At 34.6% G+C, this 13664-nt stretch carries 14 protein-coding genes; 1 reads left to right on the plus strand and 13 read right to left on the minus strand.

Translation table 11 applies throughout. The features are described from left to right. Positions 1-735, minus strand: a complete 735-nt coding sequence (locus HYG86_RS07680) for a sulfite exporter TauE/SafE family protein (protein ID WP_213168564.1) — start codon at positions 733-735, stop codon at positions 1-3. A 187-nt stretch (positions 736-922) separates the two neighbouring features. Between HYG86_RS07680 and cooS the strand changes: the two genes are divergently transcribed. Then, positions 923-3049: an anaerobic carbon-monoxide dehydrogenase catalytic subunit gene (gene cooS / locus HYG86_RS07685; protein WP_213168566.1), complete on the plus strand. Its 2127-nt coding sequence runs from the start codon at positions 923-925 to the stop codon at positions 3047-3049. Between the two features lie 159 nt (positions 3050-3208). Here cooS and HYG86_RS07690 read toward each other — a convergent pair whose 3' ends face one another. From HYG86_RS07690 to HYG86_RS07745, 12 genes are all read right to left on the minus strand, one after another. Beyond that, positions 3209-4660, minus strand: coding sequence for an IS1182 family transposase (locus tag HYG86_RS07690; protein ID WP_213166227.1), 1452 nt, complete (start codon positions 4658-4660; stop codon positions 3209-3211). 275 nt (positions 4661-4935) lie between these two features. Further along, positions 4936-5199: a CD3324 family protein gene (locus HYG86_RS07695; RefSeq protein WP_213168568.1), complete on the minus strand. Its 264-nt coding sequence runs from the start codon at positions 5197-5199 to the stop codon at positions 4936-4938. Positions 5200-5517: 318 nt separating this feature from the next. Next, positions 5518-6018 (minus strand): SEC-C metal-binding domain-containing protein, encoded by a 501-nt coding sequence (locus tag HYG86_RS07700; RefSeq protein WP_213169162.1) that lies wholly within the window; start codon positions 6016-6018, stop codon positions 5518-5520. A 122-nt stretch (positions 6019-6140) separates the two neighbouring features. After that, positions 6141-6794, minus strand: a complete 654-nt coding sequence (locus HYG86_RS07705) for a M48 family metallopeptidase (protein ID WP_213168571.1) — start codon at positions 6792-6794, stop codon at positions 6141-6143. A gap of 85 nt (positions 6795-6879) precedes the next feature. After that, positions 6880-7572 (minus strand): SurA N-terminal domain-containing protein, encoded by a 693-nt coding sequence (locus tag HYG86_RS07710; RefSeq protein WP_213168573.1) that lies wholly within the window; start codon positions 7570-7572, stop codon positions 6880-6882. A 118-nt stretch (positions 7573-7690) separates the two neighbouring features. After that, positions 7691-8392, minus strand: coding sequence for an RluA family pseudouridine synthase (locus HYG86_RS07715; RefSeq protein ID WP_213168574.1), 702 nt, complete (start codon positions 8390-8392; stop codon positions 7691-7693). A gap of 118 nt (positions 8393-8510) precedes the next feature. Next, entirely contained in the window at positions 8511-9323 is an 813-nt protein-coding gene (locus HYG86_RS07720; RefSeq protein ID WP_213168577.1) for a GNAT family N-acetyltransferase, read from the minus strand. Between the two features lie 72 nt (positions 9324-9395). Then, positions 9396-10463: a serine hydrolase domain-containing protein gene (locus tag HYG86_RS07725; RefSeq protein ID WP_213168579.1), complete on the minus strand. Its 1068-nt coding sequence runs from the start codon at positions 10461-10463 to the stop codon at positions 9396-9398. Positions 10464-10892: 429 nt separating this feature from the next. Further along, complete coding sequence (locus tag HYG86_RS07730; RefSeq protein WP_213168581.1) at positions 10893-11162, minus strand: CD3324 family protein; 270 nt, start codon at positions 11160-11162, stop codon at positions 10893-10895. A gap of 215 nt (positions 11163-11377) precedes the next feature. Continuing rightward, entirely contained in the window at positions 11378-12460 is a 1083-nt protein-coding gene (locus HYG86_RS07735; RefSeq protein WP_213168583.1) for a metallophosphoesterase, read from the minus strand. A 151-nt stretch (positions 12461-12611) separates the two neighbouring features. After that, positions 12612-12944 (minus strand): branched-chain amino acid transporter permease, encoded by a 333-nt coding sequence (locus tag HYG86_RS07740; protein ID WP_213168585.1) that lies wholly within the window; start codon positions 12942-12944, stop codon positions 12612-12614. Continuing rightward, the gene (locus tag HYG86_RS07745; protein WP_213168587.1) at positions 12937-13641 is read right to left on the minus strand and encodes an AzlC family ABC transporter permease; all 705 of its coding nucleotides are present in this window, start codon (positions 13639-13641) and stop codon (positions 12937-12939) included. Before HYG86_RS07745 ends, HYG86_RS07740 begins: the two co-directional genes overlap by 8 nt. Between the last annotated feature and the right edge of the window lie 23 nt (positions 13642-13664).

Genomic DNA, 13664 nt, shown 5'->3' on the forward strand with positions numbered 1-13664 from the left:
CTAAATACCTGACACTATGGATAGTAACCCCATGGCCATTATTAGGCTCATTGCAAGTTTCTTAAATAAGAGTTCATCTACCTTGTTCCCTACACCTATGCCCAGTAAAGTCCCTACAATGAGTCCTGGGAATAAATAAGCAGAATAGTTAACCACTTCTTGGGTAATAAGACCGCTAAAAAAATATGTTGGTATTGTAATTACATTCAAAATCCAAAAATATAAAGTTAAGTTCGCTCTAAATATTTGCTTTTCAACACCTTGATTGGACAGAAAAAGTACTAGTGGAGGCCCTGCCAGTGAAACACTGCCATTTAATAACCCACTCACTAGACCAATTGGCATATATGATAGTTTTTCATTCTTAACTTTAAATTTGTATCCAAGAAAGTTAGCTAATGTAGATATGGTTATGATGACTCCTATTATGATTTTCAAAGTATTTTCATCCATAATTTTTAACAAATGAGCCCCAAAGGGGGTTGCTATTATGCCAAATATGGCAACAATATATATTCGTTTTAGGTTGATATGCTGTCTAATATTATAAAGAATTATGGAGTTCAGTATAAAGCTATAAATGATTAAGACAGGCACGATAATTCTTAAAGGTAGAAACAACCCTAGTAAAGGAAGTGCAAGTAATGAAAAACCAAAACTTGCTATCCCTTGAGTCATTGAAGAAAAAAATATAATAATAGCCCCTATTAAAGTCTGCAAAATTAAACTATCCAAGTTATTTCATCTCCCATTTTTGATTTACTATATACTATGATACCATACTTCTTCTGAACTTGGCCCCTTTAAAATATTATAATTAGCAAAATATCTTTTACATAATATCCCTTTAGAATTGAATAAGCACTCTTTGTTATAGAAAGACTAATAGAGATAAAATTCACCTATCAAGGAGGCTTTTAGTATGTCAGATAAGGATATTGAAAAATCTTTTGAACGCAGTGCTGAAAGGATGCGCGGAGACAACAAGACCTTTGCATCAGATTTGACTGACCAGGATTATAATGATCCTGAGCGCCATCAAGACCATGACATGAAAATTGAATACAGCAGAATCGAAAAATCCCCTTCCATGGAACAGGTTCATGCTTGGCAAAGGGAACATATCAAAAAAGACGATCAGTCTAAAGAAGGCTATCCTCTAAACACTATTATAGATCCAGCCATGCGTGAAATGTATCAGGTAGTACATAATGCAGGCATGACTAATGTTTTTGATCGTTTTAGTGAGCAGCAACCCACTCAATGCAAATTCTGTATAGAAGGATTATCTTGCCAGCTTTGTGCCAATGGTCCTTGTAGAATTAGTAAAAAAGCTCCTAGGGGTGTTTGTGGTGTTGACGCTCATACAATGGTGGCAAGAAACTTCATGTACCGCCATGTCACAATAGGAACATCTGCAAACATTTTCCACTGTCACCAAGCAGCAAGAACATTAAAGGCGGCTGGAGAAAGCCCAGACAGCGGTTTAAAGATACGCGATGCAGAGAAGCTTAAGAAATATGCGGATATGGCCGGCCTTGATGCAAATCAACCCATTGAAAAGCTAGCTATTGATTTTGCACAATGGGTAATGGATGATATCCATGCTCCTCATCATGTGGAGTCTAAGACCGTGGAAGCCTTCGCTCCAACTAAAAGAAAAGAGCTTTGGAGAAAGCTAGGCCTTTTCCCAGGGGGAGGATATAGCGAAGTAGCTTATTCTCAAACCCAATGTATGACAAACTTTAACTCTGATCCAATTGAGTTCTTACTTCGTTCCGTAAGACTTGGTATCGCCAATGAGTACCAAGGGTTATTCATGCTTAACATAATCCAAGAGATTTTAATGGGTACCCAAAAAATAGCTATGAAACAACAAAACATGGGCCTTTTAAAAGAAAACAAAATCAATATAATTACAAATGGGCATATGCCACTACTTGCCCATGTGGCAATAGACATTGCATCAACTGATGAGTGGCAACAAAAAGCCAAGGCTGCTGGCGCAGAAGGGATTCAAATTCTTGGTCATGTATGTGAAGGACAACAGCTTATTAACTATGAAGGTACACACAATCAGGCCGCTTATGGTGGTCAAGAAGGTGAGTGGTTATCCCAAGAGTATCTTCTAGCTACTGGTGTAGTTGATTTATTCATGTTTGACTATAACTGTACTGTTCCTACAATGCCACTTTTCGCTAAGAAGTTTGGTACTAAGCTTTTAAGTACACATCCAGTTATTAAACTTCAAGGAACGGAAACCTTAGACTTTGTTCCAGAAAAAATGAAAGAGCAAGCCATCAAAGCATTAGATATGGCCATTGAAGCATATAAAGAAAGAAAATCCCAAAACAAAGAAACCTATATTCCACCACATGTTTCAGACTGCATGGTTGGCTTTAGCACAGAGTCAGTAAAAGCAGCCTTAGGTGGTAGCTTCGATCCATTAATTGAACAAATAGCCAATGGGAATATCCGCGGTATTGCAACTATAGTAGGTTGTACAACTGCAAGATATGGCCAAGGTGGTTCCAACATCTTTAAGATTACTAAAGGATTAATTGAAAATAACATTTTAGTACTATCAGGGGGATGTACATCTTCTGTTATGGAGTACACAGGACTTACAAATCCAAATGCTGCTGAGGAATGTGGCGACGGACTTAAGGCAGTGTGCCAACAGTTAGGAATACCTCCAGTTCTAACATACGGTGCATGTGTTGATATCGGCAAAATGACACACACTGCTAAAGAGCTGGCAGACGCTTTAGATGTGGATACAAACATGCTACCACTGGTAATTGGGGCTCCTGAGTATCTAGAGCAAAAAGCTGTTGCTGATGCATGTACTGCTGTTGCATTAGGCTGGTTAGTACATGTGGCACCAGTTCCATCAATTACTGGTAGTGATGTTGTAGTAAAAACACTTACAGAAACAACAGAAACCCTAGGACTGGGTAAAGTAGTTGTAGAAATGGATGCAGAAAAAACTATCCAAATCTATGTTGACCACATCGAGAAAAAACGTAAAGAGTTAGGTTTAAATTAAAAAGACAAAAAAAGAGGCATTCGTAAGAAGAGGGCACTGAAAATCTTATGTATTTCATTTAAACAGAATAACTTGTACTAAAAAAAAACGACTCTCTATTCAAAATTTGAATCTAGAGTCGTTTTTTAATGATTATGCCATTTTTTATTTCGCTTATTCTTAATCCATTATTTTTAAAATTCTTTTTAGGTTTACCGTAAATATTGACATAGCTCCCTGCATCTCCATGCCAATTAGACCCGAGGATTTTGAAACATCATACCCGTGTCTATGTTTTAATTCACTATTTTTTGCTTCTATTTTATAGCGCTCTTTAGATTTTTCTTTAAAGTAATCACTTTCTTGGAATTTCGCCTGCTCGGTATGTTCGTCAGATTTGATGCTTACGGAATAGGTCTTACTTTTAGCTCCAGATTTATAGCACCCTTCTTTTAAATGGCATACCTTACACTTTTCTATATCAAAATAGTATGTGTCTGTTTGATTAGTGGAAAATTTTTTCTTCCCTTGGCGAGCTTTACGTATAGCCATATGGCCAGCCTTACATATATACATTCCAGCATCTTTATTAAAATCGAATTCATCTTCTTTTTTTCGGAAACCTTGTGTTACAGATGGGTTTAATTTGGCGACTAATTTTATTTTTTTCTCTTTTGTATATTCAATGTTGCCTTTTTCAGAATATGCAGCATCACCGATAACAGTTTCAACTTTCATCCCAGCTTTTACACTTTTTTCTATCAGTGTTTCTAATTGTTTCCCATCATTTTTTTCTCCGGTTGTAACTGTTGCAGCTGTAATAATTCTTTCTTCGCTTATGGCAATATGGGTTTTGTAACCAAAAAATGATGTATCGGCACTTTTATGACCTATTCTTGCATCTTGATCCTGAGATATTTGTAAGTGTTCAATATCATCAGCAACTGATTCTTTTAAAAGGTTCAATTGTTCCTTTACTTTTGGATATTGAGCAAAAGCATCTTCCTTTTCAACCACCTCAATAAGCTTGTGGCAATAGTCTATTTCAGCTTCTAAGGCATCTGTTGTGTTTTTGGTAGGAAATTTATCCTTCATAGTTTCATCTATCTGATAAATAACTTTTCTCAGCTTTTTAGACCGATCCATCAGAATTTCTCTGGGGGATTTTTGATTGTAGCGCGCTCTTGTGTGGGTGGCATCCACGATAATGGATTTACTTTTGATGATTTCCTTTTCAATGGCTATTTCAACAGTTTTATTGATAAGCATATCCAATAAGTTTATATTTTCTAAGCGTAGTTTTCGAAATTTCGTAAGAGAACTTGGCTCTATCACCGACTCTTCAGGAGCCATATTTAGAAAATACTTAAAGGACATGTCATATTTTGAGCGTTCCACCACATCTACATCCGACAAGTCATAAATCGTTTTTAGTAATAAATACTTAAACATGCGAATGGGATCGATAGCATTTCTACCGTTATTATGGCAATATTTATCTTTAAGCTCACCATAAACAAAAGAGAAGTCGACCAGATCATTAATTCTACGGAGTAAATTTTCCTTTGGAACGACCAAATTATATATCTCCATATATGGACTTAAAATCATTGACTGTTGATTTTGTATCATAGCACCCACCCAATTCTTAATTGATACTTCAATTATACAGCAAAAAAAGCATAATTACCTTAGTGTTTAAGGAATTATGCCTTTTTTCGCTTTGAAGGGACTTTTTCAGTGCCCTCCGTAAGAATTAGCCTCTTTTTTATATCCAAAATTACTATATGTTTGTAAATCTAAATATCAATCTTTCACCATCAAAGGTTTCACCAATGGACTTCTGGTGTTTGAGTTATTTATCCACCATATTATAGTTAGGAAAATCGCAAACTAGTTGCAAGCTTTTAGGTTTTTGAATATACAATTTTTTTAATGCTATCCATGGAGAGACAGAACTCCTCACCTAACTCATAGATACTTTTTCCTGTTTGGAATTTATCAAGTATCTCGTTGTTCCTAATCTTAAGCCTTTCCCTACTACCTGAACTTCCCCACTGTTTGCGTGTTCCCTCTGGCTTGGGAATATAGATCATTTCTCCCTGAACATATTTTTGTAATTCTTTTAGTAAGTGTTCAGGAATAACATTATCTGCATTAGTATATTTCATTTTACTCAGCTCCATTAAAATATTCTTTAATTTTAATGATGCAAAGTCTAAATAAAACATTTCATCTAGTAGATAATGGCAATTATTGCATATTACTCCATACAAACAATTGCCATTGTTTATATTTTAGACTTTGCATGGAGCAAAAACCCATATTTTGTTTTCCTCATACTAGAACCCCCGATCAATATGTTTCAATAGTTTAATAATACTAACATTTGTTTTGCGGATCAATGGTTTTAAAGTTATTTGTTTTAATTTAAGAAATACCTATAAAAAAACAAAAGACAAGGCAATCACTCACCTTGTCTTTAATTTCTATTTATTTATACAACATTTTTTATACTTTTTACCACTGCCACATGGACACGGTTCGTTTCTTCCTACTTTGTTTTCGTTAATAACCATACGAGACTTATTGTAGTCTTTGGTTATCTCTCTTCTCTTTTCCACTGTAAGAATATCGTCCCACTGGGGTAAGCTATATAACCAAGTTGCCTTAGCATCTAGCATGTTAAAATAAAGCAACTGAAAATCTATGGAAAGTTTAATATTACTTTCTTCTGTTAGATTATCAAGATCTAGTTGTTCTGTAAGACTGGTGTTAATACCGTCTAAAAAGCCTGTGAATGTAAGGACATCCATACCATATCTTTCAGCTAGTTCTCCTACAGAACCTTCAACTACTTGTTCCTTATTTTCTAAAATTTGCTCATAGTTTTTTTGTTCTTTTGGGAAGTACTCATTCCAGAACGCATCATATTCCTCTTGACTACGTTCAGCGTAAGCATCTTCTCTCCATTTTTCAAGTAAAGCCATCAATTCCACCCTTTCTATTGCCAAAACTAAAATTGTTCCTATGTATTATATCACATCTTATTTATAAAAATCTAAAATTCTTTTACATTTTTTTATTACAGGAGATTCCTATACATCTTTTATTATAAAGACATATAACCTCCAAACCTTCCTAAATAAGCTTGCTTTTCTTTATAGTCAGGCACAACACTGCCAACTAATCGCCAAAAAGATCTGTCATGATTCATGTGTACAAGGTGACATAACTCATGAACTATTACATAATCAATTACATCAATAGGAGCCATAATTAGCCTATAGTTAAATTCTATTTTTTTATCCCAAGTGCAACTACCCCATTGAGAGTTTGATTCAACTATTTTCACGCTCTTGGGCTCTACTCTAAGATGTTTTTGATATATTTTTATCCTCTCGTTTATGATTCTCTTACAGTTTTTTATATAAAATTTCTTCACAATATCTGGTATCAATTCATTGCTAATTCCATTTGTCTCTATTAGCTCGTTTAGTGAATATTCTTTTCCGAGATATGGAAATTTGCCTTGTTCAGTATACTTCTTATCCTTTGACATTTCTCTTATCTGTGATACCCTTCCTAACCTCTCCAGTATTATCTTTCCATTTGCCTCAACATTTTTTTTAATTATTTCTTCACTGGTACCCTTAGGTACTTTCACAGTTATATGTCCTACAGCATCTATTTCAATAGTTGATTTCTTGCCCTTCCCATATTGAACATCAAAAACTATATAATCATTACCAAACTTTATACGCACAGTACAATCCCCAATCATTATTTGGTATCTAAAGGGTCAGGCTAATTTTACCCTATTATGGATAATTTAGCCTGACCCTTATTTTTTAGATAAACTTTTCTATTTGGCTATTAGCCAAAATTTCATCTATTAGGTCTGATAGTTGAACATGTTGTTTCTGCTGTTTTACGCTATATATAATTTCTTCTTCAACTTCTTCAAAGGTCAGAATTTCAGCTTCTTGTCCAGTTAGTTCAGCTTGCAGCTGAGTCTGTTCTTTATATTCATTATAAACATCCATCTTCTCTTCTTCTGTCACTGTAGGCTCTTGAATTTTATCATCTAAAAACTGTTCAATGGCAAGATCCCTAGCCAATAATTCTCTGAAACTCTCAGATGTGTAATTGCTTTCATCAAGGGCAGTTTGGAATTCCTCATCACTTTCAAACTGTCCTTTGATATAATCATACTCTTCATCTAAAACTTCCTCAGAAACTGCATATCCTTCTTCTACTGCTTGTTGAAATAATGCTTCTTGTTCAATCAAACTCTTTATGACCATTTCCCATAATTGCTCTAATAACTCTTTGCCTTCTTCACCTTCGAAATCATAACCTTGCCATTCGTATTCTTCTCTTACTCTACTTACTGTATTTTCAAACATCTCTTTATCAATATCAACACCATTAACAGTAGCCACCACGTCTGGGATTTTTTTGGAGCTATTAGAACTGCAACCTATTGCTAAAATACCCACTAAGATTACTGTCAAAATCACTATACTTTTTTTAGTAAACATAAGCTAACTCCTTTCTTTTGGTTCGCTTTGTCTATGGTAACATATATGTATTTCAATTACAAATAAGTGAGCTATCCCTAAATCCATTAAGGCCTACTACACTTGATTAAACCATGATTTATAAAATATTTGTAAACAACGAAAATGGCAAAACTTCTTCTGGTATGGATGTATACACTAATCTCTTCTTGGTTTTTGGGTGTATAAAACTAAGTTCTGTGGACCAGAGGGCAATTTGTGTCCATTCTTTATTCTTAACAAAAGCTTTATTGTATTTGTTATCACCCCAGATGCCCAGACCGGAGTATGCTAATTGTACTCTTATCTGATGATGTCTACCAGTCTTTAAATTAATTTTCATAAGACTCAGTTGTCCATATTGTTCATCTTTTATTGTTTTTAAAACCTCATACTCTAAAATTGCTTCCTTAGAATTCTTTGTTCCAGTTTCAACTACCTTTGACATATTTACAGATGATAACTTTAAAAGAAAGTCCTTAAGTTCTCCTTGAGTTTGCTCAGGTTTACCACATGCTACAACTAGGTACTTCTTCTGAAAGCTTTTGTCCTGCATTTGCTTTGACAAAAACCCGTTTGCCTCTTTAGTTTTAGCGAATACCATTACTCCACCCACGGGCCTATCTAGCCTGTGAACTAATCCTAAATATGGATTTTTGACTTTAGGATATTCTTTTTTAAGGTGTTCCTTTAGTAACGTAAGCATATCCGCATCTCCTGTAGGATCACCTTGAGAGGGTACCTTAGGGGGTTTTACACAAACTATTAAATGGGGGTCTTCGTATAGTATCTCTATTTCCATGGCTTGGTCATTCCTTTTACCTTTTATTTTTAATCTATTCTATTGTACTTATTCTGAGGAAAAAATTCAAATATTAAAGAGAATCCTTTCTAGTGAGAGGATTCTCTTTAGATTGTTATTAGTATTTTATTGTACAAACTTTGTACTTATAATATAGCTTTAGTCCGTTTTTTTCGGCTGTTTTTTGGGAAGCTATATTATTTTCCCAACAGTCCCACCAAGGGATAATGTCTTTTTCTTTAAATAGTTTTAATAAAGATTTAATCAATGAAGCTGCTAATCCTTTCCTTCTATAATCCTTTAGAGTTTCCACACCTATAGCCTGTATGTTACCATATGCAGAACTGGATATTGCAAAGCTTACTATCTTGCCATCTTCTACAGCAGCGAACCCATGTCCCTTCTCCAAGTATTTATCCACGGTTCCCCACCATGTTTTTAAATAGTCCAGCAGGAATTCTGGATTTGTCACATCACCATTTTTTATGGCGTAGATAAATTTACTATCTATTTGTTTTCCATTATCATTGACCTCTAATTCATCATTAAATGCGTTATCTTCTAATTTATATACAAGTTGTGTGCTTTCCTCAATAATTGTGTCTTGTAAAATACCCTTTATAACATCTAACCATCTTTCATCATCAAGGGAGAAATCAAAGTAATCTGCTTTATTCTTCAGGAACTCTTTAGCTGAATTATATACAAAAAACTTAAGATTGTTTTTTAGAATTTGTTCACTAAACTCACCCATAAACTGAAACCCCGTCTGTCCTTCATAAAATACTATTGCTGCTTTGGGGTCCGTTAAATTATCAACCCAAACTTCCCCAGGGTTATTACCACATAGTACACCTGCAAAACTCATATCACTATTGGTGTTGACTATTCTTTTTGCCAGTGTTTCATCTCTTTTTTCAACCTTGAACATTATGTCCCCTCACTTTTCTACCTTCATTGTTTTTATGATAAGGGTAAATTCCACAAAAGGAAAAGGTTTTTTTTATATAATTTTACCGATTATAACTTCTTGGACCTCCCATCCTAAGTCCCAAACATTTGCTTGTTGATTAGACATTATTATTATTGTTAGGTCATACTGTGGGTAGTAGTTCATAACACAGCTTACTCCTGAGTTGATACCGTCTTTTTGAATATAAAAAATCTCTTCGTCATCGTTCCTTATGAAAAATTGGAATCCATAGCCCATGTACTGAGTTACCTTACCATATCTTTTATAAAACTCTTTAGGCTTAAATAAACATTCAGTTGATTTTTTTGACAGCAAATTACCATCCCTTAAACTTCGGATAAATAAATCCAAGTCTTCAGGGGTTGTTAAAGCACCTGCATCTGCAGACCCTATGGTCGGGTAGGAGTAAATGTTTTTTCTATATCCTATGATATTCTCTTCATCATCTAATATTGAAGCATAGTGTTCTGCCATATTTCCAACAACTTCATCCATTGAATAAAACCCTGTGTTAGACATACCTATAACATCAAAAATATTTTCTTTAACATACTCTCTATAACTTTTCCCTGTGACTTTTTCAATAACTAATCCAAGGAGAATAAATGCACAGTTATTATAACTACACCCTTGTCCTGGGGCAAACTTAGGTTCCTTATAGATAAATTGTGCTAAGTAGTCAACGGTTTCTTTTACAGAGTAATTAGGTTTTTCCTTCCAAATTTCCTCATAGCTTTCCCCCGCCTCTTCATCAGCATCATCTGCTATCCCTGAGGTGTGGGTCAATAATTGATATATGGTGATTTCACTACTTATTTTAGACTCACCAATATCTATTATATCTAAGACCTTATGGTCTAAAGTAACTAAACCTTTGTCAACCAGCTGGAGAATAGACACAGCTGTGAACATCTTTGTAATTGATGCCGTATCAAACTTAGTGTTTAGGTTATTGGGTATCTTAAATCCCCTATGTGCATACCCATAAGCTTTGTGAAATATTGCTTCAGAACCTTGCCTTACAAATCCCACTCCAGAAAAATTCTCGTTTTCTACATATTTGTTAAATACTTCTTCTATATTTTTTTTAATACTCATTATGTATCCTCCAAATGTATCTTTGATACTTTTAATTCTAATAGACAGAGATGAATTCTAATATAGCAAGAACTATTAATAATTGTTTTCAAACAAAGCTAAAAATTAAGCCCGCCTTTTAGGCGAGCTTCAGCTTGTAGACAAACCTAAGACAAAGTCATTGACCCTAGATGTGTATATTAAAAAGCAGTACAATTAATTCGAGGAGATAGACTTAAGAGCTGAATAGCTAAACGGAAGAAGGGGCGAGAAACAGGACGTTTCGAGAGCTCCACTGAACCATGGACGGTGAATTGGAGCGGTACCCTTCTGGAGTTTAGATAGAAGCCTTAAGTCTCGACGCAGAATTTTGTACAGCGTTTAATATGCGACATTCCTAAAAAATGACTTTGTCATCAGTCTGAAGCCCGCCTTTTAGGCGAGCTTATGTTAGTTCTTCCTTGAATACACAATCCTCTTGATACTTGAAATAGATAGGTAAAATTCCTCAGCAAGTTCTTCAATACTATATCCTTTAGAAAAGTAGTCACTAATTTCACTGTTCCTTTGCTCTAGGTACTTCCGATTGCCCGAAGATTCTCCCCACTTCTTTCTAACTCCCTCTTGCTTTGGGATATATATCATTTCTCCTTGTATATGTTTTTGTATTTCAACAAGTAGTTCCTGTGGAAAAACATTTTCAGCTTTAATATATTTCATGTAAATCTCCTCCTTAAGGTATTCAATAATCTAAGAAGGGTTACCTACATTGTTAATTTAAAGCTATACCTTTGATGAACTCCTTGTTTCTCTCAGTTTCACATAGTAAACCTAATCATTTTTTTCACTCCTTCAAACTTTAAAATTGAATTTGACTATAGTATATCATGTCCTAATACAATCTTGAATAAATTCCCAATATATTTAATAAATTGTTAACTTACGTTGATCCTAACAATCTCACTGTTAGTAAATAAACGCATGGGTGGACCCCATGTGCCCGTTCCTGATGTTGTGTATATATGTGAGTTTCCTAGAGAATGTAAACCATAGGAGTATGGATATTTTATTGGAACCAACATGTTTAAAGGTGGGAGTTGCCCTTTGTGGGTATGTCCAGAAAGCTGTAGGTGTACACCCATCTCAGACAGCTTATTAAACCCCACAGGTTGGTGAAGTAATAAAACATTATATGAATCTTTATCCTTACCAATGAGTTCGCCCACTTTTTGGTATAAAGTACCGCTTTTAACGAGGTTATCATCTATGCCAATTAGATTTATTTTATCATCCACCATTATGGATTCATTATCTAATACAGTTATATTTGCTGCTTTACAGAATTCGTAGAAGTTATGAATTCCCTGATAATGCTCGTGGTTTCCTGCAACTGCAAAAACCCCATTTTTAGCTTTGATACTAGCCATTTTGGGAGCAAACTTTTTAACAATATGGAATGAATCATCTACCATATCACCGGTTATAACTACCATATCGCCATTTAAATCATTAACTTTTTTAACAACATCTTCTAACCACTTTTCCGAGGTCATTACACCTAGATGTATATCCGCTAGATGAATAATTGATGTTGATTTGCCATTGTTTTTACTTCTATTTATGTCAACACACTTAATCTTAGGTCCAGCTTTAACTTTAAAAAAGGAATATATTATCATTATCAAGATAATCATATAAGCTACTAGGTATAGGTCATTATCTATAGGTAATAGCCATGCACTCAAGTCTCTAACTAAAAAGATAGTCATTGATATACCTAAAATTCCCATCCAGACGGACCCTAAATAAGTTAGATTTGATGTAGTTACCTTTCTTTTTAAAATCTGACCACCTATGTACGCTGTGCCTAGCACCCAGAAAGATAACCTAACTAAAATTAAAGTTATACCAGCAATTTCTATCCCTGCAACTATGCTTTTATACACATAGTAATTCATGCCACCATATATGGCCATAAACATAAATAGGCCCAGTGCAATCAATAGTATCTTTTTCAAATTACATCCCTCTTTCAATCAGATATCTATTATTAAGTATCTTTTGTTTGTATCTCTAAATATTACCATATTCCTACTTTCTGTTACAAGTTCTAGTGTTAAAGAGTAACAAGTAAAAAGGATTTTGTAAGGTGTCAACCTTACAAAACCCTTAAAAGATAAATTGAACAAGTATCATATAAGTAATGGTGCCTGTAAAAATACTGAACAAGTAGTTATTCTTCCATAAATGAACTATAGCAACAGTAAATACCGCCAGAATTTCTGGTGCCCCGAAATGTGGCCTGTTAAACTCAACATTCCTAACGGAGTATATTATAAGCATAGCCATAACTGCAGGTGGTAAATAGGTACCAATATACTCAATGAATTTTGGTACTGCCTTATCCTGCCTAAACAATAAAAAAGGTACTACCCTTGTACCAAAGGTCACCAATGCGATTATAAAAATTCCTATCATTGTGTAAGTATTGGTATTAGGCATCTTTTTCTTCCTCCTTTTGCGACCCCTCAATTTGTTTTCTGAACATAACAAGGGCTAGAGTAATAGATGCCATGGCAGGTAATATTATTTGCTCTGGGCCAAATACCCATAGAGCAAGTCCTGTGCAAATGGTACCAATGATTGCTGGTAGATGTGTTTTGTAACTTCTCCACTGATCAATAAAAATAACTACAAATAATGCTGTCATAGCGAAATCTAAACCTTCTGTGTTAAAATTAATCATTGTTCCAGCTAAAGAACCTATCATTGTACCTGTTATCCAATAAAGTTGGTTCATAATAGCTATGGTAAAGAAAAACTTTCTCTTATCTAGACCCTCAGGGATTTTTACATTACCTAGTAGTGAGTAGGTTTCATCAGTTAATGAAAAAATCATATATGTTTTTCTTCTTCCCATCCCATTAAAAAACTTAATAAAAGATAACCCATAGAACATATGCCTTAAATTGACAAACAAAGTTACTATAGCCATTTCTACGAAGCCTACACCAGCAGTAAATAGTTGAATAGCTATAAATTGCATTGCTCCAGCATATACTATGCTACTCATAAGAAAGGCCCATAAAAAGTTGTAACCTGTTTGTTCAAACAACAACCCAAATGCTGTTCCAACAGAGACATAACCCATCATTACAGGCAAGGTCACTGGTATTGCTGCTTTTATTTCCTTTTTCATTCCTGTGACCTCCTTTATCAATT

The organism is Alkalicella caledoniensis, assembly GCF_014467015.1.
In the GTDB taxonomy this organism is placed as follows: Bacteria; Bacillota; Proteinivoracia; order Proteinivoracales; family Proteinivoracaceae; genus Alkalicella; species Alkalicella caledoniensis.

Bases quoted from the DNA above. Each gene is read 5' to 3' on its own strand.
- HYG86_RS07720 (WP_213168577.1), bottom strand. From the start codon at position 9,323: ATGTTCAAGGTTGAAAAAAGAGATGAAACACTGGCAAAAAGAATAGTC.
- HYG86_RS07725 (WP_213168579.1), bottom strand. From the start codon at position 10,463: ATGAGTATTAAAAAAAATATAGAAGAAGTATTTAACAAATATGTAGAA.
- cooS (WP_213168566.1), top strand. From the start codon at position 923: ATGTCAGATAAGGATATTGAAAAATCTTTTGAACGCAGTGCTGAAAGG.
- HYG86_RS07700 (WP_213169162.1), bottom strand. From the start codon at position 6,018: ATGGCTTTACTTGAAAAATGGAGAGAAGATGCTTACGCTGAACGTAGT.
- HYG86_RS07710 (WP_213168573.1), bottom strand. From the start codon at position 7,572: ATGTTTACTAAAAAAAGTATAGTGATTTTGACAGTAATCTTAGTGGGT.
- HYG86_RS07730 (WP_213168581.1), bottom strand. From the start codon at position 11,162: ATGAAATATATTAAAGCTGAAAATGTTTTTCCACAGGAACTACTTGTT.
- HYG86_RS07745 (WP_213168587.1), bottom strand. From the start codon at position 13,641: ATGAAAAAGGAAATAAAAGCAGCAATACCAGTGACCTTGCCTGTAATG.
- HYG86_RS07690 (WP_213166227.1), bottom strand. From the start codon at position 4,660: ATGATACAAAATCAACAGTCAATGATTTTAAGTCCATATATGGAGATA.
- HYG86_RS07740 (WP_213168585.1), bottom strand. From the start codon at position 12,944: ATGCCTAATACCAATACTTACACAATGATAGGAATTTTTATAATCGCA.
- HYG86_RS07695 (WP_213168568.1), bottom strand. From the start codon at position 5,199: ATGAAATATACTAATGCAGATAATGTTATTCCTGAACACTTACTAAAA.
- HYG86_RS07715 (WP_213168574.1), bottom strand. From the start codon at position 8,392: ATGGAAATAGAGATACTATACGAAGACCCCCATTTAATAGTTTGTGTA.